This is a genomic window from Citrobacter sp. Cf132, from assembly GCF_030333885.1.
Taxonomy (GTDB): domain Bacteria; phylum Pseudomonadota; class Gammaproteobacteria; order Enterobacterales; family Enterobacteriaceae; genus Citrobacter; species Citrobacter freundii.
Window position 1 is genome coordinate 140,424 of record NZ_JAOWFA010000071.1, and the last position, 24,170, is coordinate 164,593.

The window sequence follows — 24,170 nt, forward strand, 5'->3', positions numbered from 1 at the left end:
GAAAGTGACCACAGCCTGCGGTCACAGGGATACAGAGACAACATTACCGCAACGATAACACTAACGGTAGCGTTTTATAGGGCTATTTTGATCCTGTCCGGCGAGCCAGGCGAGCTTTTCGCCAATCTTGCCTTCAAGACCTCTGTTTGTGGGGTGATAATAGCGCGTTTGTGCCATTTCCTGCGGGAAGTACTCTTCTCCGGCAGCATAGGCATTTGGCTCATCATGGGCGTAACGATACTCCTGACCGTAGCCCATCTCCTTCATCAGCTTCGTCGGCGCATTGCGCAGGTGAACCGGCACGTCGTAATCCGGACGTTCACGTGCATCAGCCAGCGCAGCTTTGAAGGCGGTGTAAACTGCATTACTTTTCGGCGCGCAGGCCAGATAAACAATCGCCTGAGCAATCGCACGTTCGCCTTCCGCTGGTCCCACACGGGTAAAGCAGTCCCATGCGGAAATTGCCACCTGCATGGCGCGAGGATCGGCATTGCCCACATCTTCAGAGGCAATTGCCAGGCAGCGACGAGCAACATACAGCGGGTCACCGCCTGCACTAATGATGCGCGCATACCAATAAAGCGCGGCATCCGGTGCACTGCCGCGAACCGATTTATGTAATGCGGAGATGAGATCATAAAAGCGATCGCCTTTATTATCGAAGCGTGCGCTGCGCTCACCGGCAATTTCAGTGAGCAATTCTGGTTTCAATACGCGCTTGCCAGAATCATCAACTTCGGCCATATCGGCCATCATTTCCAGCGTATTCAGCGCCCGGCGCGCGTCACCATTAACCAGTTCGGCAATAGCCCGACGCGTCTCTGGCGGCAGTACGATATCTTGGCCGCCGTAACCCCGCGCTTTATCTGACATCGCCTGGTCCAGCACCTGTTCAATATCGTCGGTGGTTAACGATTTCAGTAAGTAAACGCGTGCGCGTGACAGCAGCGCCGAGTTCAGTTCAAACGAGGGGTTTTCGGTGGTGGCGCCAATAAACGTGATGGTACCGTCTTCAATATGCGGTAAAAACGCATCCTGCTGGCTTTTATTAAAACGGTGAACTTCGTCGACAAACAGGATCGTACGCCGACCAGCGTTACGATTCTGACGCGCACGCTCAATCGCTTCACGAATCTCTTTTACACCAGACGTAACCGCCGAAATGCGTTCGACATCGGCGTTGGCGTAACGGGCAATGACTTCGGCAAGGGTGGTTTTCCCCGTCCCCGGTGGCCCCCATAAAATCATGGAGTGCAGGTGCCCGGCCTCGATAGCGCGCGGCAAGGGTTTACCCGCAGCCAACAAATGCTGCTGGCCGATATACTGCGCTAAATTTTCTGGCCGCATACGCGCGGCCAGTGGCTGAAAGGTATTATCAGAAAAGTCGAGCGACAGATTGCTCACTCACACGCCTCTACTTACGTTGATCGTCAACCGTTACACCTTGCGGCGGGGTAAAGGTGAATTTGGAAGGTTCAATCGCACCATTCTGCTGAGATTTCAGCTGATAGCTGCTGCGCTGATCGTCTTGCTCAACGGCGCTAAACTGATGGATCGTTCCGTCACGCCCAACATTGATCGTAAACTGCTTCAGGTTACCGCTGCTGGTTTTTGGCGTCAGCACGAAATCATCGCCGTTTTGCTTAATGTTGTACTGCTGCCAGTCACTGGCCTGGTTACGCGCGATCAGCATGAACGGCGTATTTCCCGTGGCGTCTTTCAGCCAGGTCGCGGTCGCCTGTTCAACAAACGGGTTAAAGAACCACAGCGTTTTCCCATCGGAAACCAGGATGCTCTCATCAGGCTGGGTCATATGCCAGTTAAACAGATTAGGACGTTTAACCCATAAATCACCCTGACCTTCCTGCACCGCTGCGCCGCTGCCGTCCGTGACCTTCTGAGTAAAGCTGGCATGGAAGCTACTGACTTTATCCAGACGGCTTTTCAGGTCGCTGGCAGCGTCAGCCCAGACACTGCTCACCACAAAGCTCGACAGTAATGCACAGGTGATTGCGATTCTTTTCATCGTTATTCCTCAAAATACGTCACTCCCAACGGGGAGATCCCTCTGCTATCCATTTCAGGCCAAAAATCAGCATGAGGAAAGTAGAAAATACTGAATTACTTAACTTTGCAATCATTCGAAGGGCGGCGGAGCCAGCACTTCACGATTACCATTATGCCCTTGTTCGCTGACAATACCCTGCGCTTCCATCTGCTCGATGATGCGCGCCGCTCGGTTGTAGCCGATGCGGAACTGACGCTGGACGCCGGAGATTGAGGCTTTGCGTTTCTGGGTCACAAAGTTTACCGCCTGATCGAACAGCGGATCCAACTCTTCGCCACCATCAAAACCGCCACCGCCTCCTTCGCTTTCGCTGTCAGAAGTAATGCCGTCGACGTATTGTGGACGACCGCGCGCTTTCCAGTCCTGTACCACTGCGTGAACTTCTTCGTCGCGGACAAAGGCGCCGTGAACACGCACAGGGATCGTCGAGTTCGGTGCGGAATAGAGCATGTCACCCATACCTAACAGCGATTCCGCTCCGCCCTGGTCAAGGATGGTACGCGAGTCAATTTTACTGGACACGGTAAAGGCGATACGCGTTGGAATGTTCGCTTTAATCAGTCCGGTGATAACGTCAACCGACGGTCGCTGGGTTGCCAGCACCAGGTGGATCCCCGCCGCACGCGCTTTTTGCGCCAGACGAGCAATCAGTTCTTCCACCTTTTTGCCAACCGTCATCATCAGGTCGGCGAATTCATCCACCAGCACAACAATATACGGCAGTTTTTCCAGCACCGGATGCTGAACATCCATACTGTCACCCGGCTTCCAGTAAGGGTCCGGAATCGGACGTCCCATGCGGGCGGCTTCGGCGATTTTCTCGTTATAACCGGCAAGGTTACGCACGCCAAGCGCCGACATCAGCTTGTAGCGACGTTCCATTTCATTGACGCTCCAGCGCAAGGCGTTAGCAGCATCTTTCATGTCGGTCACGACTTCGGTCAGCAGATGCGGAATGCCTTCATAAACCGACAGTTCCAGCATTTTCGGGTCAATCATGATAAAGCGAACGTCTTCCGGCTGCGCCTTGTAGAGCATGCTGAGGATCATGGCGTTCACCCCAACAGACTTACCGGATCCGGTTGTCCCTGCTACCAGCAGGTGCGGCATTTTTGCCAGATCGGCCACCACCGGTTCGCCCGCAATATCTTTACCCAGCACCACAGTCAGCGGAGATGAATTATCACGGAATTTAGCGTTATCCAGCACTTCACGCAGATAAACGGTTTGACGTTTTTTATTCGGTAACTCCAGTCCGACATACGGTTTGCCTGGAATAACCTCGACCACACGTACCGCTGCGGTCGACAATGAACGCGCCAGATCGCGCGACAGGTTGGAAATACGCGCCGCTTTAACCCCAGGAGCCAGATTAAGCTCAAAGCGGGTAATCACTGGGCCTGGAGAGTAGTTCACTACATCGGCTTTAATGCGGAAATCCGCCAGACGCGCTTCCACCAGACGTGCCATTTGCTCCAGCGCGAACGTATCTATCGGCTCAACCTCGCTCGGCGGCGGTGTAAGCAGATCTAACGATGGCAGCGGCGTGCTTGGACGGTGCGCCGGACGGCTGTCGCCATTACGCATCAGCAGCGGATGGATCAGACTATCCTGCGGCGGCGGCGTAACAGGCTGCGCTGGCTGCTGATAATGCTGCTGCGGTGCGACAGGCTGCGCTGGCTGCTGATAATGCTGCTGCGGTGCGACAGGCTGCGCCGGCTGCTGATAATGCTGCTGCGGTGCAACAGGTTGCACCGGTTGCTGATAATGCTGCTGCGGTGCAACAGGTTGCACCGGTTGCTGATAATGCTGCTGCGGTGCAACTGGTTCCTGGTACTGCGGCGCAGGCTCCGGCATCACGCCAGGCGTAAACAGTGGCTCATGCGGCCCCTCATCTACCAGCGTTTTCATTGGCGAAAATTCAAAGTCATCGAGCGAGAACGGATTCGCTCCGGCAGGCTGTTCACCGGAATAGCGCTGCTGCTGAGAAGAAGCAAACTGGCGAGCCAGTTCCGCTTCTGCGGCTGAATCTTCGTCATCAGTCTGGTGGGTATCGTCCTGATACTCTTCGCCATAACGATGCTGCTGCGACTGAGCGAACTGGCGTGCCAGCTCGTCCTGCTGCATTGCATCCATTTCATCGTCATTGTACGCATCTGTATCAAGCTGCTCTTCGCGCGCTTTCTCTTCAGCCATACGCTGTGACGGCAGTTTGATGCCATACGACGCCAATTCCCGGCGAGTAGGCACGCGCACACGATTTGGGCGCGGTAACTGCGGGCCAATCCCCTCTTTCACCTGCGGACGCGGCGCACCGCTGCCCGCAAGGCTAAAGACAGGTGCAGCTGCTGCTGCACCCGCCCCTAAAGCGGCGCTTTTTACACCGGCAGCCAGCGGTGCAACAGCAGCAACAGACTCAACGGGCGGTATGGATGCAGTCGTCGGCATAGATGGCGTAGACGGTTTAATACGCTCAGGCTCCTGAGCAGGTTCTGGAATCGGCTGATACCATGCGGCCAGTTGCTCACGCTCACGCGCACGTTTCTCTTCGACTTCTTCAAAGTAATAGAGCGGCGGACGAGTCGGTTTAACTTCTTCAACCACGGGCTCAGGTTCCACCACAAGCGGTTGTTCAACCACAGGCTGCTGGAACGTAGTGCTCTGTTGAGGGATTGATTCCTGCTGATAAACAGGTTGCGGCGCAGGCTCCGGCTGATAAGCAGGCTGCTGGAATGTGGCGTTCTGTTGAGAGGTCGGATCCTGTTGATAGACAGGCTGCAGCACAGGCTCTGGCTGATAAACAGGTTCCGGCTGCGGTGCGTAATATTGCGGCTGCGGACTCTCCTCCACAACCGGCTGTTGCCATGGCTCATACGGCTGCTGCACCGGAGGTTGCGCGTACTGGGCTGGTTGCGGATAACCTTCAGGCGTTGGTGCAATCGCGGCATCACCGGTTTGCGGGCCTGGTACGGATTGCCAGGCTACGGCTGGGGCCGGTTGCTCCATAACAGTGTTGGTCACGGGCGAGGTTTGCAGCAACGGATCTACCGGCGCGCTCCAGGCCTGAGCGGCCGTTGTAGCTGCAGCTGCTGCAGCCACAGGCTCGGTCACCGAGTGGCCGTTAAGCAGTGGGTCAAGCTCGTCATATTCAGGCAGCGTCGCGCGATTGCCGGAAAACAGCACATCGTTAGGATCGGCAACCACGCCACGGGCGCTGTATTCAATTTCGTCTTCATCATCCATGCGTTTGCCGGAGAACAGCGCCGCATCGGTATGACGACCAAGCGGGTTGGTAAATTTCTCTGCCAGACGCTTACGGCGCGCTAACGCACCGCGCAGAATACGAGCCCGACGCGATTCATGGGGTTTGCCATCAGCGGCATCGACAGACTCTTCTTCATCTTCATATTCTTCGTCATCGACCCAGGTATCGTCGCGGCGGGTACGGTTGCTGGCAAACGTCAGGATATTGAGTAACCAGCCGCCCAGTTTTTCCGCAATGCTCACCCATGACCAACCGGTGAACAGCGTTAATCCCGCCGCCCAAATGCACAACAACGTCAGCGTGCCGCCGCTGCTGTGCAGTAAGGGTTGTAGCGTAGTGCTGAGCAGACTGCCGATCACGCCGCCAGAGGCGAAATACCAGATGTCATCGGCGTTAATTGCGGCCAGCCCGCAGGAAGTGAGAATCAGCGCCAGAACGCCAATAATGCGCAGCGAGACGGCAAAATAATCGACGTATTCGTCGCTGGCCTGGTGTCGCCAGGCAAACCAACAACCGCCAACAATGATGACGGGAATGGTGTAGGCCATAACGCCAAAAATAAAGAATAGCGTGTCCGCCAACCATGCTCCGGGTATTCCCCCCAGATTATGGATAGGTTCATGCCATGCGGTTTGTGACCAACTGGGATCCGAAGGGTTAAAGCTGAGTAAGGCAGCCATCAACCAGACGGCAAAAAGGGCAATAAGGATCAGTAGCGCTTCCAGAAGTCGGCGCCCGCTGCTTAACTTCGTCAATGTGACGTCTTTGTCTTCAGTGTATTCCTGGCTCAAAAACGGCTCTCCAGGTTTCAGGCTTTTCCTGCCCGATGCTAAAACGGACAACAGCACCGGGTTACCCCGGCACTGTTGCTGTATGGATTAACAGGAGTGTAATCAAACTGCGTCGATTTTGCACCTGTTCCGTGTTAGCGCGTCTTAATTACCAGACGATTGCTCTGTTTGACTTCTTCCATGACTACATAAGTACGTGTGTCATTCACGCCAGGCAGACGCAGCAGGGTTTCCCCCAACAGCTTACGGTATGCCGACATATCCGGTACGCGTGTTTTCAGCAAATAGTCGAAATCACCGGAAACCAAATGACACTCTTGAATTTCTTCAAGTTTTTGTACTGCAGAGTTGAATTGTTCAAACACATCCGGGGCGCCACGATTCAGAGTAATCTCAACAAAAACCAGAAGTGATGCATCCAGATAATGCGGGTTTAACAGCGCTGTATAGCCCTGAATAAAACCCTGTCTTTCCAACCGACGCACACGCTCAAGGCAGGGCGTTGGTGAAAGTCCCACACGTTTAGAAAGCTCGACGTTAGAAATACGCCCATCCTTTTGCAGCTCATTAAGAATGTTACGATCGATACGGTCGAGATCTTTGCCAGGGCGCTTCTTACTATCTACCATTATTATTGTCTCTCTGTATTCCTTCCCTACTCCTGCCTGACTCTACCAACATCACTGTTCAGAGTCGCTACCCATCAAAATAAACCGCAACCCAGAGGGATTTTCGGTTCGCAATGTCTGGGTTTATGGTGAGAAGACCGTTGCCTGTCGGCGGCTATCGACATCACGAATGGCATCTGTCCACACCATGCGTAGATTTCGCTAACACGGTAAACATGGTATCTACATGCATGATTATGCAGCACATACATGACACAGTTTTTTTCTTCCTTGAATGTTTTCGCAAAACAGCAGGGGATTGTCAAAGCAAAACATCGATTTTTAGTACAACATGCCAGTTATTCATTCGCAGTGATGGAAAATCGTCATTTTATCACCTTATAACTGACCGATTTTAAGTAGAAATCGTTATAGTATTACGGCTGATCACCCCGTTCATCGGTTTCTGCTATTACACATATTGTTAACAAAATCGCCATACTCTTTTTTTACGTCTGTAAATTCCCTACAATCCTGCTCATTGCCTGCCAACAACTATGGGGATCTCATGGGCGCAACCAAACACAGTAAACTTCTTATTCTGGGCTCTGGCCCTGCGGGATATACCGCTGCGGTCTACGCTGCACGCGCGAACCTGCAACCGGTACTGATTACCGGTATGGAAAAAGGTGGTCAGTTGACCACAACAACAGAAGTGGAAAACTGGCCTGGCGATCCGCACGATCTTACTGGCCCGCTGCTGATGGAACGTATGCACGAACATGCGTCCAAATTTGACACTGAAATCATTTTTGATCACATCAGCAAAGTTGATCTGCAAAACCGTCCTTTCCGTCTGACCGGCGACAGCGGTGAATACACCTGTGACGCACTGATCATCGCCACCGGCGCTTCAGCACGTTACCTGGGTCTGCCTTCAGAAGAAGCATTCAAAGGCCGTGGCGTTTCCGCCTGCGCGACCTGCGACGGTTTCTTCTACCGTAACCAAAAAGTTGCGGTGATCGGCGGCGGCAACACCGCTGTTGAAGAAGCGCTATATCTGGCGAATATCGCATCTGAAGTGCATTTGATTCACCGTCGCGACAGCTTCCGCGCGGAGAAAATTCTCATCAAACGTTTGATGGATAAAGTTGAAAACGGCAACATCGTGCTTCACACCCACCGCACGCTGGAAGAAGTGACCGGCGATCAAATGGGCGTAACCGGAGTGCGTCTGCGCGATACGCAAAACACTGACAACGTGGAATCACTTGACGTTGCCGGGTTATTTGTCGCTATCGGTCACAGCCCGAATACCGCTATTTTCGACGGTCAGCTTGAACTGGAAAACGGCTACATCAAAGTTCAGTCCGGTATTCACGGCAATGCCACTCAAACCAGCATTCCGGGTGTCTTCGCAGCCGGTGACGTGATGGACCATATTTATCGCCAGGCGATTACCTCTGCGGGCACGGGCTGTATGGCCGCGCTTGATGCAGAACGTTATCTCGACGGTCTGGCGGACGCTTGCAAATAAGTTTTACAAATCAGTAACAAAAGTAAAAAAGGCGACTATAAGTCGCCTTTATTTTTGCCTCGTTGTAACATTGCCCTGCCCAAAAATTCCAATAACTCACCTGCTAAGCGTGCAATGAATAAAACCCGTCAAAAAGAGCTGACCCGCTGGTTAAAACAGCAAAGTGTAATTTCCCAACGATGGCTGAACATTTCGCGCCTGTTGGGGTTCGTGAGCGGCCTGTTAATTGTCGCTCAGGCCTGGCTCATGGCCCGAATTCTGGACCATATGATCATGGCCAATATTCCCCGAGAGGCGCTTCTGCTTCCTTTCATCGTGCTGGTATTGATTTTCATCCTGCGGGCATGGGTCGTCTGGTTACGCGAACGGGTCGGGTTTCACGCAGGGCAGCATATTCGCTTTGAAATTCGCCGCCAGGTGCTTGACCGTCTGCAACAGGCAGGTCCGGCCTGGATACAAGGCAAACCGGCCGGGAGTTGGGCCACGTTGATCCTGGAGCAGATTGACGATATGCATGATTACTATGCACGTTATCTGCCGCAAATGGCGTTGGCCGTATGCGTCCCCTTATTGATCGTGGCGGCGGTATTCCCGTCAAACTGGGTGGCCGCCCTTATTCTGCTTGGAACTGCCCCGCTGATCCCGTTGTTTATGGCGATGGTTGGTATGGGTGCTGCCGACGCTAACCGCCGCAATTTTCAGGCTCTTGCTCGCCTCAGCGGCCATTTCCTCGACCGCCTGCGGGGCATGGAGACGCTAAGAATCTTTGGTCGCGGTGAAGCCGAAACGGAAAGCATCCGCGCTGCGTCACAGGATTTCCGCCAGCGCACTATGGAAGTCCTGCGCCTGGCTTTCCTGTCATCCGGTGTCCTTGAGTTCTTTACCTCCCTGTCCATCGCACTGGTCGCGGTTTACTTCGGTTTTTCCTACCTTGGCGAACTCGATTTTGGACACTACGGCACAGGTGTCACATTGGCTGCCGGCTTCCTCGCGCTCATTCTGGCGCCGGAATTTTTCCAACCCCTGCGCGATCTGGGCACGTTTTATCACGCCAAAGCACAAGCCGTTGGTGCAGCAGACAGTCTGAAAACCTTCATGGAAACCCCGCTTGCACATCCTGAGCGTGGCGACATTGAGCTGACAACAAAAGACGCTGTTTCAATTGAAGCACAAGATCTGGTCATCACCTCGCCGGAAGGTAAAGTGCTTGCAGGCCCGCTCAACTTTACCCTGCCAGCGGGCCAACGCGCGGTGCTGGTTGGCCGCAGCGGCTCCGGAAAAAGTTCGTTGCTCAATGTCCTGTCCGGATTTCTCTCTTATCAGGGATCGCTGCGAATTAACGGCTTTGAACTACGTGACCTGTCGCCTGATTGCTGGCGCAAACAGCTGTCCTGGGTTGGACAAAATCCGCAACTCCCTGCCGCCACGTTACGCGATAACGTGCTGCTCGCTCGCCCCGATGCCAGCGAAGAACAGCTGCAGGCCGCACTCGACAGCGCCTGGGTCAGTGAGTTTTTACCGCTACTACCGCAGGGTGTAGATACACCAGTAGGCGATCAGGCGGCTCGACTTTCTGTCGGACAAGCGCAGCGCGTTGCCGTGGCTCGCGCCTTACTCAATCCGTGTCAGTTGCTGCTGCTGGATGAACCCGCCGCCAGTCTGGATGCACACAGCGAACAACGCGTGATGCAAGCGTTGAACGCAGCGTCACGCCGCCAGACTACGCTGATGGTGACACACCAACTTGAAGACCTTGCCGACTGGGACGCTATCTGGGTGATGCAGGACGGACAGATCGTTGAACAAGGCACTTATGCAGAACTTAGCGCAGCCAACGGGGCGTTTGCGACATTACTGGCTCATCGTCAGGAGGACATCTAAATGCGCGCTTTGCTACCTTATCTGACACTGTATAAACGTCACAAATGGATGTTAACCCTGGGGATCGTTCTGGCGATCGTCACACTGTTGGCAAGTATTGGTTTGCTGACGCTTTCCGGTTGGTTCCTGTCGGCTTCTGCTGTGGTGGGTGTCACCGGGATTTACAGTTTTAACTATATGCTCCCTGCCGCCGGGGTACGCGGTGCGGCAATCACCCGCACCGCGGGCCGCTATTTCGAGCGATTGGTCAGCCACGACGCGACGTTCCGCGTACTGCAACATTTGCGTATATATACCTTCAGCAAACTGCTGCCGCTCTCTCCTGCTGGCCTGTCCCGTTATGGACAAGGTGAATTGCTTAATCGCGTGGTGGCGGATGTCGACACGCTCGATCATCTCTATTTACGCGTGCTCTCCCCGCTTGTAGGCGCTTTTGTCGTCATCATGGTGGTCACGCTGGGGCTAAGCGTTCTCGATTTCACGCTAGCTATTACTCTCGGCGGTATTATGCTGCTGACCTTATTTATCTTGCCCCCACTCTTTTATCAGGCAGGTAAAAGCACCGGGCAAAGCTTGACGCATTTACGTGGGCAGTATCGTCAGCAGCTAACATCCTGGCTGCAGGGCCAGGCTGAACTGACCATCTTTGGTGCCAGTGAACGTTACCGCGCTCAAATGGAAGCCACTGAGTTGCAGTGGCATGAAGCCCAACGACGTCAGTCTGAATTAACGGCGCTATCACAGGCGGTCATGCTGTTAGTCGGCGCACTGGCAGTGGTTGTGATGTTATGGATGGCCTCAGGTGGCGTAGGTGGCAATACCCAGCCTGGTGCGCTGATCGCGCTGTTTGTCTTCTGTGCGCTGGCCGCATTTGAAGCATTAGCACCCGTCACCGGCGCGTTTCAGCATCTCGGACAGGTTATTGCCTCTGCGCTGCGCATCACCGAACTGACTGAACAGCAGCCAGAAGTCACCTTCCCGGATGCCGGTTCCCCGGTTTCTGAGCAGGTCACTCTCACGCTACGCGATGTATCATTCAGTTATCCGGGACAAGCACAAAAAGCGCTCGACACCCTTTCCCTGAAGGCTCAGCCCGGTGAGCATATTGCGATTCTCGGCCGCACCGGATGCGGTAAGTCAACGTTACTGCAATTGCTTACCCGTGCATGGGATCCGCAGCACGGCGAAATTCTGATTAATGAGCAGCCGATTTCAGCCCTCAGTGAAACCACGCTGCGCCAGAGCATCAGCGTCGTGCCACAGCGCGTGCACCTGTTCAGCGCGACGCTTCGCGACAATCTTCTGCTGGCGGCACCGCACGCCAGTGATGACACATTATCCGCAATGCTGTGCCGCGTCGGTCTGGACAAACTGCTTGAGGGTGATGGACTCAACGCCTGGTTAGGCGAAGGGGGTCGACAGCTTTCTGGTGGCGAACTTCGTCGTCTGGCTATCGCCCGTGCCTTATTGCACGATGCCCCACTGATGCTGCTGGACGAACCGACCGAAGGACTTGATGCAACAACAGAAAGCCAAATGCTTGAATTAATTGGCGATGCCATGCGTGATAAAACCGTACTGATGGTGACACATCGTCTGCGCGGCTTGTCACGTTTTGATCAAATAATAGTGATGGACAACGGACACATTATTGAGCAAGGTAATCACGCAGATTTGTTAGCCCGGCAGGGACGTTATTACCAGTTTAAGCAACGTCTGTAAGCTATTATTGAACGATCAAACTCGCGTAGTGGAGTTTCGCAGTCATGCGCCTGGTGCAATTGTCCCGTCATTCTATAGCCTTCCCTTCACCGGAAGGCGCTTTACGCGAGCCTAACGGTTTGTTGGCGCTTGGCGGCGATCTCAGTCCAGCCCGACTATTAATGGCCTATCAGCGCGGAATTTTCCCGTGGTTTTCGCCTGGCGACCCCATCCTTTGGTGGTCGCCCGATCCACGCGCCATTCTTTGGCCCGAGAAATTTCATCTCAGCCGCAGTATGAAACGCTTTCATAAAAACTCGCCTTATCGCGTGACGCTCAATTACGCGTTCGGTCAGGTGATTGAAGGCTGCACGAACGACCGGGAAGAAGGCACCTGGATAACGCATGATGTAGTGGACGCCTACCATCGCCTGCACGAACTGGGCCATGCGCACTCCATTGAAGTGTGGCGAAAAAATGAATTAGTGGGCGGTATGTATGGCGTGGCGCAAGGTACACTATTTTGTGGCGAATCAATGTTCAGCCGTCAGGAAAATGCGTCCAAAACCGCACTGCTTGTTTTTTGCGCTGAATTTATCCGTCAGGGCGGAAAATTAATCGACTGCCAGGTATTAAATAGCCACACAGCTTCGCTGGGCGCCGTCGAAACCCCTCGTCGGGAGTACCTTGAACACCTGAGCAGACTGCGCCAGCAGCGGCTACCGAGCCATTTCTGGGTTCCCAGGACGTTATTTTCGCCTCAGGGGTGAATGTTTTCGGCACATTTTTTGTCGGGGTGTTATAATTGTCGCGCAGAGTTGGTTTAGCCCATTACCCCGCCGCCGTTAAGGAACAGTTCGCGTCAGGCAACGCCTATCGTTTATCTCCTCGTTCCCTTACACGTTGCGCTTTAAGTGCGGCTTTGCCGTGTGTGGTTAGAGTAATGCGCCAAACCCGATTTGCTGTGTTTTAAACGCACAAATCTTTACTTATTAAAAGAACTTCGGCATTATCTTGCCGGTTCAAATTACGGTAGTGATACCCCAGAGGATTAGATGGCCAAAGAAGACAATATTGAAATGCAGGGTACCGTTCTCGATACGTTACCTAATACCATGTTCCGCGTAGAGTTAGAAAACGGTCACGTGGTTACTGCACACATCTCCGGTAAAATGCGCAAAAACTATATCCGCATCCTGACGGGCGACAAAGTGACTGTTGAGCTGACCCCGTACGACCTGAGCAAAGGCCGCATTGTCTTCCGTAGTCGCTGATTGTTTTTAACGCCCGAATGGCGTCCAGATAATAAAAGGTCGGTTTAACCGGCCTTTTTTGTGGGCTGAGGATATGTATTTAATCCTCAATCATCCGCGCATATTCTTCCGTTAAGAAATCTACTAAAGCGCGCACTGAAGGCAATAATCCCCTGCGTGATGGAAAGACTGCGTGAATAATTTCTCGCTTCGGTTCCCAACCGTCGAGCAACGCCACCAGTTCACCCGCGGCTAATTGATCTTTTACCATCAGTTGCGGAAGTTGCACTACCCCCACACCGGCAACTGCGGCTTCACGTAGCGCCAGCATATCGGTGGTAATCATTCGCGGCGTGAAATGCACCTCTGCCCGCGCGCCCTGCGGGCCAAATAACTCCCAACGATGTACATGTTTGCCCGAGGCGAGACTCAAACCAGGCCAGCGTGTCAGCTCCGCCGGAGAGTGTAATGCCCCCATTTGCTCGATTAACTGCGGGCTGGCATACAAACGATGCCCCCTGTCCGCCAGCACACGCATCACCAGGTCGCTATCCTCAAATGGTCGAGGCCTGACACGAATCGCCACGTCCAGACCTTCTCCAACGACGTCAACACGGAGATTTGTCGCCTCCAGTTGCACTGATACGTCAGGATAACGCGCCATAAAACGAGCAAGCATTGGCCCGATATGCACATGCAGCAACGTGACCGGGCACGTCAACTTCACCACGCCACGCGGTTCAACCTGTAACGCGGCAATGGCATCCTGCGCCGCCTGCGCTTCAACCAGCATCGCCTTACAGTGTTCGTAAAAGGTTTGCCCCACTTCCGTCACGTTAAACTGGCGGGTGGTTCGCTGAATCAGTCGAACTCCCAGCCTCTCTTCCAGTTGCGCTATCCGTCGGCTTAGTTTTGATTTCGGTTCATCAAGCGCCCGACCCGCCGCCGCGAATCCTCCTTCCTCTACAACATGCACAAACCATGCAAAATCATTGAGATCTGGCTTCGTCATCTAATTGTCCTATTTATGAGACAGTGAGAACTATTTTAGCTACTACTCAGCTCGCTGTCATGAATCTAAGCTTATTCACATCAAGATAACGCCACTGAGGAGACACAAATGAAACACGTAACAGGCGTCTACACCGCACCTCGCCCGCACTGGGTTGGCGATGGATTTCCGGTTCGCTCGATGTTTTCTTACCAGTCTCATGCTGAGCAACTAAGTCCGTTCCTGCTGCTGGATTACGCCGGTCCACATACGTTTACGCCGGGTAACGAAAAACGCGGCGTAGGCGAGCACCCTCACCGTGGTTTTGAGACGGTGACCATCGTTTACAGCGGCGAAGTTGAACACCGTGATTCAACCGGTCGCGGCGGCATTATCGGCCCCGGCGACGTGCAGTGGATGACTGCGGGTGCAGGAATATTACACGAAGAGTTCCATTCACCAGAATTTACCCGTCAGGGCGGCGAACTGGAAATGGTACAGCTGTGGGTCAATCTGCCAGCAAAAGACAAAATGGCCGTTCCGGGTTACCAGGGCATCAGCAGCGATGTGATCCCCTCTGTCGCCCTGCCTGATGAAGCAGGAAGCGTTCGGGTGATTGCGGGCAGCTATCAGGATACAAAAGGCCCGGCACATACCTTCTCGCCGCTGAACGTTTGGGATATGCGTTTACAACGTAATCATCAGCTCACGTTGTCCCAGCCGGAAGGATGGAGCACTGCGCTGGTGGTATTGAAAGGGAATATCACTGTAAACGGCACTACGTCTGCCAGCGAAGCGCAACTGGTGGTGCTGAGCCAGCAAGGGAAAACGCTGCATATTGAAGCCTCCAGCAACGCCAGCGTGCTGCTGCTTTCTGGAGAACCGTTGAACGAGCCGATTGTAGGTTACGGTCCGTTTGTAATGAACACGAAACAAGAAATCGCTGAAGCCGTACGCGATTTTAACTCCGGCCGCTTTGGCCAAATCTGAATCGAAGGAGAAGAATATGTCCAGTCCTGCAAACTTTAATGGTTCACGTCCCGTCATCGATGTAAATGATTCCGTCATGCTGCTTATCGATCATCAGAGCGGGTTGTTCCAGACCGTCGGCGACATGCCAATGCCAGAACTGCGTGCGCGTGCCGCCGCGCTGGCTAAAATGGCGACCCTGGCGAAGATACCGGTGATTACCACGGCATCCGTACCGCAGGGACCTAACGGCCCGCTGATCCCGGAGATCCACGCTAATGCGCCACATGCCCAATACGTGGCGCGTAAAGGCGAAATCAACGCCTGGGATAACGAAGACTTCGTGAAAGCGGTAAAAGCAACAGGTCGCAAGACGCTGATTATCGCCGGTACGATTACCAGCGTGTGCATGGCTTTCCCGGCTATCAGCGCGGTTGCGGAAGGCTATAAGGTCTTCGCAGTGATCGACGCTTCCGGTACTTACAGCAAAATGGCGCAGGAAATCACCCTGGCTCGCGTTGTTCAGGCTGGCGTCGTGCCGATGGATACCGCCGCCGTCGCGTCTGAAATTCAGGGCACATGGAACCGTGAAGACGCCGCCGAATGGGCGGAAGTGTATACCAAAGTCTTCCCGGCTTATCAGTTGCTGATCGAGAGCTACAGTAAAGCCCAGGAAGTCGTGACCAACGGCGAAAAACTGGACTCTCAGCGCTAATCCTATCCTCCGCGCCTGCCTGGGCGGAGGAATATGTATATTGCGTAACCAAACGAGAGTTAACACGTAAATTCTGCTTGACCGTTTTAGCGCAACTCCCTATAGTAGCGCCCCGTTGCCCCCCAAGCGGTCAGGCAGCAATACAATATGGTGAGGTGTCCGAGTGGCTGAAGGAGCACGCCTGGAAAGTGTGTATACGGCAACGTATCCGGGGTTCGAATCCCCGCCTCACCGCCATATTTTAAGAAGAGCTCGTACGCAAGTACGGGCTTTTTTTTCGCATGTTGCACAGCCTGGTGGGGATGAGAAGCCCGGACCGGGGTTCGACTACTGGCGCAGCCAGTTGGACAGACTGAGAGCGCAGCGAACAGGCTGCCCGCAGGGCGAGTGAAGCGAGTCAATCCCCGCCTCACCGCCATATTTTAAGAAGAGCTCGTACGCAAGTACGGGCTTTTTTTTCGCATATTGCATTTGCCGGATGCGGTGCAAGCACCTTATCCGGCCTACGAATGACGAACAACCTGTAGGCCTGATTAGCGAAGCGCCATCAGGCATAGCAGTTATTGTCGGCTGAGCAGCGTTAACACTTCATAATGCGAGGTGTGCGGGAACATATCGAAAAGCTGAACGCGTTCAATGCGATACCCAGGCAACTCACGAATATCCTTCGCCATGGTTTGCGCATTACAGCTGGAATAAACAATAAAACGCGGTGCCATGCGGGAAAGAAAATCGCACAGCGGTTTCCCAATCCCGCGACGCGGCGGATTCACCAGCACCAGATCCGGAACTTCGTCCTGAGCGGTAGCAAACTGAGTTGAATCCAACGCCTGAAAATGCAGATTCTGCAACCCAAGTTCCTGCGCCGACTGCTTCGCGCAGGTAATCGCCTCTGGCGCGATTTCAATCCCCGTCAGTTTCATTTGCGGTGTAGCGCAGTGCAGACCAAAACCCCCAACGCCGCAAAACAGATCCCACATGTGATTAACCGGAAGCTGTCGCACCCAGTCGCGCGCCGTGGCATACAACTGCCCCGCCACCACCGGGTTAGTCTGGAAAAAGCTCTGTGGGCGGATCCACAACGGTACATCGTTAAAGCGTTCCGCCAGCGCCTGTTGTTCCGTCAGGAAGATCTCTGTCTCCCCTTCCATAATCGCCATATGCACCGGCTGAATATTGGCAGTGATCACTTTTAACTGTGGGAACTGTGCCTGCAGCCAGGGCAGCGCCGCGCGCAACTGTGCCAGTTTTGCTTCAGAACGCAGGACAAAACGCAGCATCATGCCACCATCGAACCGGCTTTCCGTTAACAGCAAATATTTCAGTTCCCCGCGTTTACGCGCAACGTTATAGGGCGTTAACCCTGCTCGGGCGATAAACGGCTTAAGCGCGGAAAATACGGACGCAAAAGACTCAGGGTAGAGCGGACAGTCGCACAAATCTTCCGGCGTACCGTCACGATGCAACATCCCCAGTAACGGTTTTTCCACGCTGCCGCTGACCACCATTTTGGCTTTATTGCGAAACGCGCTTTCCGGACCACTGACCGGCGCGCACCATTCTCCGACCGGATAATCGGCCAGCAGATTCTGTAGATCGGCTGTTTTAGCGAAGAGTTGATCGGCGACAGGCTGTGTTATCCACTGACAGGAGCGACAGCGTTCGGCGTCATAAAGTGCGCACTGCATACAAAGACCTACAAATTAACCGGGGGCCAAGATTATACACGTTATTGCAAACGGAAGAACCGCCTGCTGGACGCAGGAACAAACAGTAGCAGCAATACCAGCATATCCGGCAGTTTTTGCATCACCAGCGTATGCAGGATTTCGCGTCTGGACTCCCCCGCAATACTGAACAGTTCGGGATATCCGTAGCCCAGCGAAGCTGCCCACAGATAGACGCTGGCGATAATCTGGGTCAACAGATAGATCCAGCGTGCCCAGTTCCGTCCTTTTACCAGCGAAAATGCACAGTAAATTTCGATAAATAGCAGCACCAGACTGCCCAGAAACACCAGCGTCAAATTCCAGGTCTGCACACTGCGATGAATAAACTCACTGGTTCCACGAAACCCAAGCGTATTAAAAATCATCAACAGATCGAGACAGCGGATCATAATAATAGCCAGCGCCGCCACCTGCACCAAAGCAGGGACGTTTAAGCGAGCATGTGATGTGGATGATTTCTTAAAAAATCCCAACGCGTCGTCTTCCATGAAAACGGCGCAACCACCACAGCTGCGCCGTATAGACAGGTTGGCAGATTTTAGTTTTTTCAGCCGCGTCTTGCACGTTGGATATCGCGGATCCGTTGTTTTTCTGTTCGCGCCATCAGATACCACGCGATAAATCCGATAATTCCTACCACACCAAGAATCAGCGTCGCCAGCGCGTTGATCTCCGGGTTCACCCCCATACGTACGCTGGAGAACACCAGCATCGGTAACGTTGTGGCACCAGGACCAGAGACAAAGCTGGCAATAACCAGATCATCGAGTGACAGCGTGAAGGCTAATAGCCAACCGGAAATCACCGCCGGCATAATCATCGGCAGCGTGATGACGAAAAAGACCTTCAGCGGCGTGGCGCCAAGATCCATCGCTGCTTCCTCAATGGAATGATCCAGTTCGCGCAAACGTGAAGAAATCACCACCGCTACGTACGCTGTACAGAAGGTGACGTGCGCCAGCCAGATGGTCAGCATTCCACGATCAGCCGGCCAGCCGATGGCGTGAGCCAACGCTACAAACAGCAGCAGCAGCGACAAACCGGTAATGACATCTGGCATAACCAGCGGCGCGGTGATCATAAAGGCGAAACCATTCGAACCACGAAAACGACCAAAGCGCACCATTACCACGGCGGCGATGGTGCCAAGGATTGCCGCCATCGTCGCAGCGCCCGCGGCAATCGTTAGGCTCATGCCTACGGCACTTATCATCGCGGTATCGTGAAAAAGCTCGCCATACCAACGCGTTGACCACCCTGCCCAAACCGTCACCAGCTTCGAGCTGTTAAACGAATAGATAACCAACATCAGCATCGGCGCGTACAGGAAGGTAAAGCCAACTACCAGGATAAAAATACGCCACGGCGAGCGAACGACCGGTAAGTTATTCATCCGTGTTCCCCCACGCTTTTTTGCTGATATTTGTGGAACCACATGATCGGCACAATCAGTAACAGCAACATAATAATGGCGACCGCAGAAGCCACCGGCCAGTCGCGGTTATTGAAAAACTCCTGCCAAAGCACACGGCCAATCATGATGCTGTCCGGGCCACCCAGCAGCTCAGGGATCACAAACTCGCCAACAGCCGGAATAAACACCAGCATTGACCCGGCAATAATCCCGCCCTTGGTCAACGGCACAATCACGCTAAAGAAAGTCTTCAGCGGTCGGGCACCTAAATCCAGCGCCGCTTCCACCAGCGAGTAATCAATACGGGTCAGCGCGGTATAAATCGGCAGCACCATAAAGGGCAAATAGGCGTAAACAATGCCGATATAGACCGCCAGATTGGTGTGCAAAATAGTCAACGGTTGGTCGATGACGCCCAGCCACATTAGAAAGTTGTTCAGGACGCCGTTGTTTTTCAGGATCCCCATCCAGGCATACACGCGAATTAAAAACGAGGTCCAGGACGGTAGGATCACCAGCAACAGCAGAATATTACGCGTTGAGGGTTTACTGTGCGCGACGGCCCATGCCAGCGGGTATCCCAGCAGCAGACAACAGATTGTCGAAATTCCCGCCACCTGTAACGATTGCAGGTAGGCATCGAAATAGAGCGGATCGTCCGTCAGTTGCAGGAAGTTGCCTAAGTTGAGCGTGATGGATAACTGATCGTCAGCCCATGAAACGAGGTCGGTATAGGGTGGAATAGCGCGCGCCATTTCAGCCAAACTGATTTTGAAGACGATCAGAAAAGGCAGCAGAAACAGGAGCAGCAGCCACACATACGGCAGTGCGATCACCAGCTTGCGCCCGTGCTTCATTTGTAGCCGCGACATAAACAGCCTGAATCGCCCCGCGTTATCCACGCGTGCCGCAGGTTCAAGTGTACTCATCTTCGCTCCTTAAACCGTCAACACCACACAGCTGTCCGCATCCCAACATAAACGGACTTCGTCACCCCAGGTTGGTAACCCTTTACGATAACGATGCTCATTTTGTAGCTGGGCGCTCAACATCTGACCGCTTTTCAAACGTACGTGGTACACCGACAAATCACCCAGATAGGCAATGTGCACCACTTCGCCTACCGCGAAGTTATAACCCTCTGGCGGAGGCGCTTCGCAGAGCATGATTTTTTCCGGACGTAGCGCAACATACACCGGGACGTTATCGACAACAGAAGCATCGGCGTCCACTTTCAGCGGATGTACCAGTCCTGGAGACTCAATCACCAGACCATCTTCCCGACGTTCTTTCAGCAGTCCCTCAAAAACGTTTACCGAACCGATAAACTCTGCGCTGTAACGCGTGGTCGGATGCTCGTAGATCTCTTCTGGCTCACCAATCTGGACAAATTTTCCACGATTCATGATCGCAATACGACCCGCCATCGTCATGGCTTCTTCCTGATCGTGCGTCACCATCACGCAGGTCACACCGACGCGTTCCAGGATATCCACTACCTCCAGTTGCATGCGGTCTCGGAGTTTTTTATCCAGCGCCCCCATTGGTTCATCCAGCAGCAGCAGTTTTGGACGTTTTGCCAGGCTGCGCGCCAATGCCACGCGCTGACGCTGGCCGCCAGAAAGCTGATGTGGTTTGCGTTTAGCGAACTCCTGCATATGCACGAGTCCCAGCATCTCATTCACCCGACTGGCGATTTCAGCCTTCGGCAGTTTGTCCTGCTTGAGACCAAAGGCAATGTTCTGCTCAACAGTCATATGCGGAAACAAGGCGTAGGACTGAAACATCATATTAATTGGACGCAGATAAGGCGGGACATGCGCTAAATCGACGCCATCAAGCATGATTTGCCCGGTAGTCGGCAGTTCAAATCCCGCCAGCATCCGCAGCAGTGTCGATTTGCCACAGCCGGACGCGCCGAGCAGAGCAAATATTTCACCTTTGTAGATAGTAAGATTGACGTCATCAACGGCGTGCTGACCGTCAAATGACTTGGTCAGATTGCGAATTTCAAGCAGCGGGGTCAGCGCCTTGCGGATTTTCGCTTGTGGGCGTGGGGTTGCATCATTCACTCAGGTGCTCTCCGGCATAAAACAAAGAAACGGTGCAAATAACGCACCATAACGGTGCGTATTGCCGGGTTATATGTGTCCGGGCTCAACGCTGCCCGGCAGGCACAAACCCTGCCGGGTCATGTCCCAAACATCGGTTTATTTCCCGCTTTTTACCTTCGTCCATGCGCGGGTACGTACACGATCGATCTTCGGATCCTGTACTTTCAGTGTGAACAACTTAGCTCGCACATCCGCAGGCGGGTAAATACCCGGGTTGTCACGAACTTCAGGGCTGACCAGAGCCGTCGCTTCTTTGTTGGCATTGGCATAAAACACGTGGTCGGAGATATGCGCAATCACATCAGGGCGCAGCAGGTAGTTGAGGAACTGATAGGCTTCGTCTTTGTTTTTCGCATCGGCAGGCATCGCGAATACGTCAAAGAACGCCATTGCACCTTCTTTAGGAATTGAGAAGGAGATATTGACGCCATTTTTCGCTTCTTTCGCACGGTTTGCGGCCTGCCATACGTCCCCAGCCCAGCCGATTGCGACGCAGGTATCACCGTTTGCCAGGTCGTTGATGTACTGCGAAGAGTGGAAATAGCGAATATTCGGTCGCAGTTTCAACAACAGATCCGTTGCCGGCCCGGTGTAATCATCCGCTTTGGTACTGTTTGGATCTTTACCCAAATAGTTCAGCACCGTGGCGAACACCTCTTCGGGGGCATCAAGGAAAGAGACACCGCAGCTTTTGAGTTTTTCCAGATTTTCTGGCTTGAGGATCAAATCCCAGCTGTCAACCGGCGCATCCGGCCCCAGCACAGCTTTAACTTTATCCACGTTGTAACCAATACCGGTCGTAGCCCACATATACGGCATCGCAAACTTGTTGTCCGGATCGTGTTTGCCCACCAGCTTCAGCAGTTCAGGATCAAGGTTTTTCCAGCCCGGCAATTTGCTCTTATCCAGCGGCTGGAATACGCCCGCGGTCAGTTGACGCTCAAGGAAGCTGGCGGATGGAACGACAAGGTCAAAGCCGGTACTGCCAGCCATGAGCTTACCTTCCAGCACTTCATTGGAATCAAATACGTCATAGATGACTTTAATTCCGGTCTCTTTTTCAAAATTAGCCACCGTGTCCGGGGCAATATAATCAGACCAGTTATATATATGCAGCGTTTTTTGTTCAGCAGCGAGCGTGCCGGCAGAGACGGCCATCAGAGCACCCGCAACCAGGCCTGATAACCATTTTTTATTTAAGGCGGTCATAATCTCTTTCCTTCTGAAAGTTCGTTAACAAACGAACAAAAATGTCACACTCTAATGATATGCAAGAAACGTGCATATTCTTTCATGCGGCACCGATGTAAAGAGAGACCTCTCCTCACGCCGCTATTGCTCGCTGGCATCCGTCCAGGCATTCAACATACATTGTGGCCGTAGAACAGGTCACAAGGGGCTGTTTAAATGATGACGTTGGTAAGCTTCGCAAGAATAACTTTAGCCAGGAATTGTGGATATAGCCCAGATTAAAAAACGTCTTTTATCAATTTTTTATGCAGGAATTGTCTATGACGTAAAGCGGAAGGCGCTGAATAGAGGTGAATAATTCTTTAATGAAAGGTTAAATACAGAATAAAAACGGGCAATACGCAACCGCTCTGGCAGCGGCTGCGCAATATATGTCCAGATTCAGGAAGAATTAATGGAGGAAATGAATTTCAGCGGTGCTATTCTGCGCATCTTCTTCAGCATTAAATAACAGCTGATGCGCACCGGCTTCAAGGATCACCATCGATATCTGCTCTTCGCTCTGGCGAACAAAACATTCAAACTGCTCAAACGTCACGCCCGGCATAACGGATAAAGACTGGCAAACCACCAGTTTTGGCAGATTATCATCCTGCATATCCAGAAAAGCTTTCACCGTCAGTGAGCTGGCATTGATCGCGGACAGATCGGCGGCCAGCGGCAGCAGTGCAGAAGGTCTGACTTCTGCCATCGCGGAAAACAGAATGACGTTATCGACCAAATCAACTTTTGCATCAAAGATGCCGTCAAAATTCTGCATGTGCGGCAAATGCAGCGCCTGACAGGTATCGCATTCAAAAAAACTCATGCCCAGGTCGTCGAGCCATTGACGCAACGTATCCAGAGTGGGAACGACCAGTGATGTCATAATAATGTGCGACCTCTATTGATGAAAAAAATACCGGCACAGCTTACGCAAAAAGAGCGTGTCATACCACGATCGCAATCGATATTGCGCTTAGCCGCCGATTTTAAGGCAAAATTCAGGTGTAGCGTGACGTTCGATCCACTGGATCATCTTGCCAGCTATGTCTATCCCGGTAGTTTTCTCCACGCCTTCTAGCCCCGGAGACGCGTTGACCTCCATGACCAGTGGCCCTCGATCAGCGCGCAGAATATCAACGCCTGCAACGTCCAGGCCCATAGTCCGGGCGGCTTTGAGCGCAATTTCTCTTTCGCGCGGCGTAATACTCGCAATAGTCGCCACACCACCGCGATGGAGATTAGAACGAAAATCGCCCTCTTTAGCCCGTCGTTCAATGGCGGCCACTACTTCGTCGCCCACCACGAAACAGCGGATATCGCGCCCCTTCGCTTCTTTGATATATTCCTGAACCAGGATATGGGCATTCAGCCCACGAAAGGCATCTACCACGCTTTCTGCAGCCTGCCGCGTTTCCGCCAACACCACGCCAATACCCTGGGTGCCTTCAACCAGTTTCACCACTAACGGCGCACCGCCAACCATGTCAATCATGTCGCTGGTATCGTCGGGAGAGTGGGCTATCCCGGTGATGGGTAAATCAATTCCCTGACGCGCCAGCAGCTGTAGCGAACGCAGCTTATCGCGCGCTCGTGTAATCGCTACCGACTCATTCAACGGATAGCTACCCAGCATCTCAAACTGGCGCAGCGCCGCCGTCCCATAAAAGGTAATCGCGGAACCAATCCGCGGGATCACCGCGTCGAAATGGGGAAGCTGACGGCCCTTGTAATGAATAGAAGATGCCGCCGGACTGATGTTCATATAGCAAGAAAGGGGATCGATAACTTCAACCAGGTGACCGCGCTGCATCGCCGCTTCACGCAGGCGTTTACAAGAATAGAGCGTTCCGTCCCGGGACAAAATGGCAATTTTCACCCTGCACCTCTCTGAATGACC

At 53.3% G+C, this 24,170-nt stretch carries 20 protein-coding genes and 1 tRNA gene; 8 read left to right on the forward strand and 13 right to left on the reverse strand.

The genetic code is table 11. The features are described 5' to 3' along the window. Positions 1-60: 60 nt before the first annotated feature. From rarA to lrp, 4 genes are all read right to left on the reverse strand, one after another. Positions 61-1,404, reverse strand: coding sequence for a replication-associated recombination protein RarA (gene rarA, locus OGV85_RS21260; protein WP_003836910.1), 1,344 nt, complete (start codon positions 1,402-1,404; stop codon positions 61-63). A gap of 10 nt (positions 1,405-1,414) precedes the next feature. Then, positions 1,415-2,026 (reverse strand): outer membrane lipoprotein periplasmic chaperone LolA, encoded by a 612-nt coding sequence (gene lolA / locus OGV85_RS21265; protein ID WP_003831898.1) that lies wholly within the window; start codon positions 2,024-2,026, stop codon positions 1,415-1,417. A gap of 111 nt (positions 2,027-2,137) precedes the next feature. Further along, positions 2,138-6,124, reverse strand: coding sequence for a DNA translocase FtsK (ftsK, locus tag OGV85_RS21270; protein ID WP_061547819.1), 3,987 nt, complete (start codon positions 6,122-6,124; stop codon positions 2,138-2,140). Between the two features lie 134 nt (positions 6,125-6,258). Further along, entirely contained in the window at positions 6,259-6,753 is a 495-nt protein-coding gene (gene lrp, locus OGV85_RS21275; protein ID WP_002439523.1) for a leucine-responsive transcriptional regulator Lrp, read from the reverse strand. Between the two features lie 547 nt (positions 6,754-7,300). Here lrp and trxB point away from each other — a divergent pair. From trxB to infA, 5 genes are all read left to right on the forward strand, one after another. Next, positions 7,301-8,269, forward strand: coding sequence for a thioredoxin-disulfide reductase (gene trxB, locus OGV85_RS21280; protein WP_061547818.1), 969 nt, complete (start codon positions 7,301-7,303; stop codon positions 8,267-8,269). A 114-nt stretch (positions 8,270-8,383) separates the two neighbouring features. After that, on the forward strand, positions 8,384-10,150 hold the full coding sequence (cydD, locus tag OGV85_RS21285; protein WP_061547817.1) for a heme ABC transporter permease/ATP-binding protein CydD: 1,767 nt from the start codon (positions 8,384-8,386) through the stop codon (positions 10,148-10,150). Beyond that, the gene (gene cydC / locus OGV85_RS21290; RefSeq protein WP_003035722.1) at positions 10,151-11,872 is read left to right on the forward strand and encodes a heme ABC transporter ATP-binding protein/permease CydC; all 1,722 of its coding nucleotides are present in this window, start codon (positions 10,151-10,153) and stop codon (positions 11,870-11,872) included. A 44-nt stretch (positions 11,873-11,916) separates the two neighbouring features. Beyond that, a complete protein-coding gene (gene aat, locus OGV85_RS21295; RefSeq protein ID WP_286553980.1) occupies positions 11,917-12,621 on the forward strand; it encodes a leucyl/phenylalanyl-tRNA--protein transferase in 705 nt (234 codons plus the stop codon). 285 nt (positions 12,622-12,906) lie between these two features. Then, entirely contained in the window at positions 12,907-13,125 is a 219-nt protein-coding gene (gene infA / locus OGV85_RS21305) for a translation initiation factor IF-1 (protein WP_002211347.1), read from the forward strand. A 79-nt stretch (positions 13,126-13,204) separates the two neighbouring features. Here infA and OGV85_RS21310 read toward each other — a convergent pair whose 3' ends face one another. Further along, positions 13,205-14,116 (reverse strand): LysR family transcriptional regulator, encoded by a 912-nt coding sequence (locus tag OGV85_RS21310; protein WP_286553983.1) that lies wholly within the window; start codon positions 14,114-14,116, stop codon positions 13,205-13,207. Positions 14,117-14,224: 108 nt separating this feature from the next. On the opposite strand from OGV85_RS21310, the gene OGV85_RS21315 reads away from it, so the two are divergent. From OGV85_RS21315 to OGV85_RS21325, 3 genes are all read left to right on the forward strand, one after another. Continuing rightward, positions 14,225-15,085 (forward strand): pirin family protein, encoded by an 861-nt coding sequence (locus OGV85_RS21315; RefSeq protein ID WP_061547816.1) that lies wholly within the window; start codon positions 14,225-14,227, stop codon positions 15,083-15,085. A gap of 16 nt (positions 15,086-15,101) precedes the next feature. After that, positions 15,102-15,779, forward strand: coding sequence for an isochorismatase family protein (locus OGV85_RS21320; protein WP_003035382.1), 678 nt, complete (start codon positions 15,102-15,104; stop codon positions 15,777-15,779). Between the two features lie 149 nt (positions 15,780-15,928). Then, positions 15,929-16,016: transfer RNA gene (locus OGV85_RS21325), tRNA-Ser, on the forward strand. A 323-nt stretch (positions 16,017-16,339) separates the two neighbouring features. On the opposite strand, the gene rlmC is transcribed toward OGV85_RS21325, so the two are convergent. The 8 genes from rlmC to rimK all read right to left on the reverse strand — a co-directional run bounded on the left by rlmC (position 16,340) and on the right by rimK (position 24,149). Further along, a complete protein-coding gene (gene rlmC / locus OGV85_RS21330) occupies positions 16,340-17,467 on the reverse strand; it encodes a 23S rRNA (uracil(747)-C(5))-methyltransferase RlmC (protein WP_061547815.1) in 1,128 nt (375 codons plus the stop codon). 41 nt (positions 17,468-17,508) lie between these two features. Next, the gene (locus OGV85_RS21335; protein WP_003035378.1) at positions 17,509-17,997 is read right to left on the reverse strand and encodes a YbjO family protein; all 489 of its coding nucleotides are present in this window, start codon (positions 17,995-17,997) and stop codon (positions 17,509-17,511) included. A gap of 59 nt (positions 17,998-18,056) precedes the next feature. Further along, the gene (gene potI / locus OGV85_RS21340) at positions 18,057-18,902 is read right to left on the reverse strand and encodes a putrescine ABC transporter permease PotI (protein WP_003035376.1); all 846 of its coding nucleotides are present in this window, start codon (positions 18,900-18,902) and stop codon (positions 18,057-18,059) included. Then, positions 18,899-19,852, reverse strand: coding sequence for a putrescine ABC transporter permease PotH (gene potH, locus OGV85_RS21345; RefSeq protein WP_003035374.1), 954 nt, complete (start codon positions 19,850-19,852; stop codon positions 18,899-18,901). The genes potI and potH overlap by 4 nt, the downstream gene beginning before the upstream one ends. 9 nt (positions 19,853-19,861) lie before the next feature. Next, positions 19,862-20,995 (reverse strand): putrescine ABC transporter ATP-binding subunit PotG, encoded by a 1,134-nt coding sequence (gene potG, locus OGV85_RS21350; RefSeq protein ID WP_003035373.1) that lies wholly within the window; start codon positions 20,993-20,995, stop codon positions 19,862-19,864. Positions 20,996-21,133: 138 nt separating this feature from the next. Then, positions 21,134-22,246, reverse strand: a complete 1,113-nt coding sequence (gene potF, locus OGV85_RS21355) for a spermidine/putrescine ABC transporter substrate-binding protein PotF (RefSeq protein WP_003035370.1) — start codon at positions 22,244-22,246, stop codon at positions 21,134-21,136. Between the two features lie 433 nt (positions 22,247-22,679). Continuing rightward, complete coding sequence (locus OGV85_RS21360) at positions 22,680-23,156, reverse strand: type III secretion system chaperone family protein (RefSeq protein ID WP_003035368.1); 477 nt, start codon at positions 23,154-23,156, stop codon at positions 22,680-22,682. Between the two features lie 90 nt (positions 23,157-23,246). Then, positions 23,247-24,149 (reverse strand): 30S ribosomal protein S6--L-glutamate ligase, encoded by a 903-nt coding sequence (gene rimK / locus OGV85_RS21365; protein WP_003836932.1) that lies wholly within the window; start codon positions 24,147-24,149, stop codon positions 23,247-23,249. Positions 24,150-24,170 lie beyond the last annotated feature (21 nt).

What these genes read in the sequence shown, in the direction of transcription:
- rlmC (WP_061547815.1), bottom strand. Translation starts at nt 17,467, where the DNA reads ATGCAGTGCGCACTTTATGACGCCGAACGCTGTCGCTCCTGTCAGTGG.
- lolA (WP_003831898.1), bottom strand. Translation starts at nt 2,026, where the DNA reads ATGAAAAGAATCGCAATCACCTGTGCATTACTGTCGAGCTTTGTGGTG.
- OGV85_RS21315 (WP_061547816.1), top strand. Translation starts at nt 14,225, where the DNA reads ATGAAACACGTAACAGGCGTCTACACCGCACCTCGCCCGCACTGGGTT.
- potI (WP_003035376.1), bottom strand. Translation starts at nt 18,902, where the DNA reads ATGAATAACTTACCGGTCGTTCGCTCGCCGTGGCGTATTTTTATCCTG.
- infA (WP_002211347.1), top strand. Translation starts at nt 12,907, where the DNA reads ATGGCCAAAGAAGACAATATTGAAATGCAGGGTACCGTTCTCGATACG.
- potH (WP_003035374.1), bottom strand. Translation starts at nt 19,852, where the DNA reads ATGAGTACACTTGAACCTGCGGCACGCGTGGATAACGCGGGGCGATTC.
- potF (WP_003035370.1), bottom strand. Translation starts at nt 22,246, where the DNA reads ATGACCGCCTTAAATAAAAAATGGTTATCAGGCCTGGTTGCGGGTGCT.
- aat (WP_286553980.1), top strand. Translation starts at nt 11,917, where the DNA reads ATGCGCCTGGTGCAATTGTCCCGTCATTCTATAGCCTTCCCTTCACCG.
- OGV85_RS21335 (WP_003035378.1), bottom strand. Translation starts at nt 17,997, where the DNA reads ATGGAAGACGACGCGTTGGGATTTTTTAAGAAATCATCCACATCACAT.
- OGV85_RS21310 (WP_286553983.1), bottom strand. Translation starts at nt 14,116, where the DNA reads ATGACGAAGCCAGATCTCAATGATTTTGCATGGTTTGTGCATGTTGTA.
- cydC (WP_003035722.1), top strand. Translation starts at nt 10,151, where the DNA reads ATGCGCGCTTTGCTACCTTATCTGACACTGTATAAACGTCACAAATGG.
- lrp (WP_002439523.1), bottom strand. Translation starts at nt 6,753, where the DNA reads ATGGTAGATAGTAAGAAGCGCCCTGGCAAAGATCTCGACCGTATCGAT.
- OGV85_RS21360 (WP_003035368.1), bottom strand. Translation starts at nt 23,156, where the DNA reads ATGACATCACTGGTCGTTCCCACTCTGGATACGTTGCGTCAATGGCTC.
- cydD (WP_061547817.1), top strand. Translation starts at nt 8,384, where the DNA reads ATGAATAAAACCCGTCAAAAAGAGCTGACCCGCTGGTTAAAACAGCAA.
- trxB (WP_061547818.1), top strand. Translation starts at nt 7,301, where the DNA reads ATGGGCGCAACCAAACACAGTAAACTTCTTATTCTGGGCTCTGGCCCT.
- OGV85_RS21320 (WP_003035382.1), top strand. Translation starts at nt 15,102, where the DNA reads ATGTCCAGTCCTGCAAACTTTAATGGTTCACGTCCCGTCATCGATGTA.